General features: G+C 56.1%; 4 protein-coding genes and 3 tRNA genes. All 7 read left to right on the top strand.

The features are described 5' to 3' along the window. Nucleotides 1-199: 199 nt before the first annotated feature. On the top strand, nucleotides 200-1,159 hold the full coding sequence (birA, locus tag QOS90_RS27485) for a bifunctional biotin--[acetyl-CoA-carboxylase] ligase/biotin operon repressor BirA (protein WP_085274413.1): 960 nt from the start codon (nucleotides 200-202) through the stop codon (nucleotides 1,157-1,159). After that, a complete protein-coding gene (locus tag QOS90_RS27480) occupies nucleotides 1,149-1,898 on the top strand; it encodes a pantothenate kinase (RefSeq protein WP_027595483.1) in 750 nt (249 codons plus the stop codon). Before birA ends, QOS90_RS27480 begins: the two co-directional genes overlap by 11 nt. 7 nt (nucleotides 1,899-1,905) lie before the next feature. Then, entirely contained in the window at nucleotides 1,906-2,331 is a 426-nt protein-coding gene (locus QOS90_RS27475; protein WP_027595484.1) for a hypothetical protein, read from the top strand. A gap of 152 nt (nucleotides 2,332-2,483) precedes the next feature. After that, a tRNA-Tyr gene (locus QOS90_RS27470) sits at nucleotides 2,484-2,567 on the top strand. Nucleotides 2,568-2,591: 24 nt separating this feature from the next. Then, nucleotides 2,592-2,665: transfer RNA gene (locus QOS90_RS27465), tRNA-Gly, on the top strand. 29 nt (nucleotides 2,666-2,694) lie between these two features. Next, nucleotides 2,695-2,770: transfer RNA gene (locus QOS90_RS27460), tRNA-Thr, on the top strand. A gap of 87 nt (nucleotides 2,771-2,857) precedes the next feature. Beyond that, on the top strand, nucleotides 2,858-3,027 hold a 170-nt coding region (locus tag QOS90_RS27455; RefSeq protein WP_232888303.1), incomplete at its 3' end, for a GTP-binding protein.

Here is a 3,027-nt window from a genome sequence, read left to right as displayed (position 1 = left end):
GTAGTGTGGGGTTTCCCCATGTGAGAGTAGGTCATCGTCAAGATTCATTTCGCAAAACCCCTATCTGCGCGAGCAGGTAGGGGTTTTGTCTTTTCTGGCCGAAAATAGTCCTTCCTGCGGTCTTTCCGGGCAGCCCTTTTCCTATGCAAGCCCACTACCCATAGCTATCATGCCAGCCTTATTCCAAGTCGAGACTGGCATGCTGAAGTTGTTGAATCTCCTCAAGGATGGCCGGTTCCATTCCGGAGAAGCCTTGGGGGCAGCCCTCGGGGTGAGTCGCAGCGCCGTTTGGAAGCAGCTGCAGCACCTGGAGAGTGAGCTGAACCTCACCATTCACAAGGTTCGTGGGCGTGGCTACCAGCTGGCGGCACCTCTCGCCCTGCTCGAATCACAAGCGATCAATGAATTCGCCGAGGGTGAGCAGTGGCCTGTTTTCATCCACGAAACCATCGATTCAACCAATGCTGAAGGGCTTCGGCTTGCAAGCGAAGGGCAGCCGGCGCCATTCCTGGTCCTTGCCGAGCGCCAAAGCGCTGGGCGTGGCCGCCGCGGTCGCCCATGGGTCAGCCCTTTCGCAGAGAACCTCTATTACAGTCTGGTCCTGCGTGTCGAAGGTGGCATGCGTCAGCTCGAAGGGCTGAGCCTGGTGGTGGGGTTGGCAGTGATGCGGACCCTGCAGGGCTTTGGAGTAAAGGATGTGGGGCTGAAATGGCCCAATGATGTGCTTGTTCGTGGGCAGAAGATCACCGGTATCTTGCTTGAGTTAGTGGGTGATCCTGCAGACGTGTGTCACGTTGTGCTTGGAATAGGTATCAATGTGAACATGCAAGCCAACGACCAGGTCGACCAGGAGTGGACCTCGATGCGGCGAGAAGTTGGCACCGCTATTGATCGAAACCGTCTGGTGGCAAAGCTCAGTCAGCAGTTGCAGCATGAATTGGCGCGTCACCGCCGCTATGGGTTTGCTGCATTCCAGGAAGAATGGGAGCAGGCGCATCTATGGCAGGGGCGTAACGTATCGCTTGTTGCTGGCAGTACCCGCATTGATGGGGTGGTGCTGGGGGTGGACGGGCAGGGCGGTTTGCGCCTTGAAGTCGAAGGTGTAGAAAAGAGCTTCAGTGGTGGTGAGCTCAGTTTGAGGTTGCGTGATGATTCTTGAGCTCGATTGCGGTAACAGCTTCATTAAATGGCGAGTCATTCACGCCGCCGACGCTACGATCGTGGGCGGCGGTATTGTCGATTCCGACCAGGCATTGGTGGCCGAGGTCAGTGCGTTGGCGTCGTTGCGTTTGTCTGGCTGCCGTATCGTCAGCGTGCGCAGCGAAGAAGAAACCGCGGCGCTCTGCGCGCTGATCCGCCAGGCGTTCTCGGTGGTGGCGCGCGTTGCCGAACCTGCTCAGCAAATGGCAGGGGTGCGCAATGGTTATGAAGACTACCAGCGCCTGGGCATGGATCGTTGGCTTGCAGCATTGGGTGCATTCCACCTGGCCAAGGGGGCTTGTCTGGTGATTGATCTTGGCACCGCCGCCAAATCCGATTTCATTGCCGCCGATGGCGAGCACCTGGGCGGTTACATCTGCCCGGGCATGCCGCTGATGCGCAGCCAGCTGCGTACGCACACTCGGCGCATCCGCTATGACGATGCTTCGGCAGTACGCGCACTGACAAGCCTTGCCCCTGGCCGCTCGACGGTCGAGGCTGTGGAGCGTGGCTGTGTGTTGATGTTGCAGGGCTTTGCCCATACTCAGCTTGAGCAGGCGCGGGCGCTGTGGGGGGAGAATTTTACGGTGTTCCTTACCGGTGGGGATGCGCCGTTGGTGCGTGAAGCAGCACCGACGGCGCGCGTAGTCCCTGACCTGGTATTCGTTGGCCTGGCAATGGCCTGCCCACTGGACTGAGGTGCTTATGCGTTGGTTGTTTCTGCTGTTGCTGGTGCTCAACGTCTTCTATTACGTCTGGCACCAACAGGAAGCCCCGCTCAAGGCCAAGGATGTCGCCCCGCTGTCGTTGTACAAAGGTAGTCAGCAAGAAATTCGCCTGTTGCGTGAAACCGGTGTGTCCGCGCCGGCCCGTCGTCGTGATGAATGCCTGGTAGTAGGTGGCCTGGCGGCAAAAGAGCAGCTCGATGCACTGCGCCAGCGGCTGTTGAGCCTGGATATCAATGCGTTGCCGGTGTCGGGTCAGTTACCCGGCGCTGATGGTCTCTGGCTCAAGATTTCCCCGGAAAGCGAGCGTTTGCTGGACCAAACAGTACTCGTCGCTCTTTCCAACGATTTCAAAGACTTAAAACATAAAATTATTTTCTGCCAGGGTATTGCAACTGGCGAATAGCTTGATAGAATGGCGCCCGCTTCACAGGGAACACCACTGAGGTGGTAGAGCTGGAAGCGGTGTCAAAGCAGCTAAGTTTCAGATTTGATTGAAAAAATTTGAAAAAACGCTTGACACTAGGACGGCAGACAAATAGAATGCCGGCCACATCTGGAGGGATTCCCGAGCGGTCAAAGGGGACGGACTGTAAATCCGTTGCGAGAGCTTCGAAGGTTCGAATCCTTCTCCCTCCACCAGTTTTAGCGAGAGCCGCAAGCTCCGCGGGTATAGTTTAGTGGTAGAACCTCAGCCTTCCAAGCTGATGATGCGGGTTCGATTCCCGCTACCCGCTCCAAGTTTGCTGGATTTTGCGCAAAGTGTTTCGCTCTTGTAGCTCAGTTGGTAGAGCACACCCTTGGTAAGGGTGAGGTCAGCGGTTCAAGTCCGCTCAAGAGCTCCATATAAACAAGGCAGATATGAAAATATCTGCCTTTGTTTTATCAGCTTTATCAGCGTAAGACTATTTCTTCTGCGGAGGATTGTATCGATGGCTAAGGAAAAGTTTGATCGTTCCCTACCACACGTAAACGTTGGCACTATCGGCCACGTTGACCATGGTAAAACCACTCTGACCGCAGCTCTGACTCGCGTCTGCTCCGAAGTTTTCGGTTCGGCAGTCGTTGAGTTCGACAAGATCGACTCGGCTCCGGAAGAAAA

Source organism: Pseudomonas sp. LAIL14HWK12:I10 (assembly GCF_900184205.1).
Classification (GTDB): Bacteria; Pseudomonadota; Gammaproteobacteria; order Pseudomonadales; family Pseudomonadaceae; genus Aquipseudomonas; species Aquipseudomonas kermanshahensis.
Note: the sequence above shows the minus strand (reverse complement) of the source record. Positions and strands in the feature narration are given on the sequence as shown.

Bases quoted from the DNA above. Each gene is read 5' to 3' on its own strand.
- birA (WP_085274413.1), top strand. From the start codon at position 200: ATGCTGAAGTTGTTGAATCTCCTCAAGGATGGCCGGTTCCATTCCGGA.
- QOS90_RS27480 (WP_027595483.1), top strand. From the start codon at position 1,149: ATGATTCTTGAGCTCGATTGCGGTAACAGCTTCATTAAATGGCGAGTC.
- QOS90_RS27475 (WP_027595484.1), top strand. From the start codon at position 1,906: ATGCGTTGGTTGTTTCTGCTGTTGCTGGTGCTCAACGTCTTCTATTAC.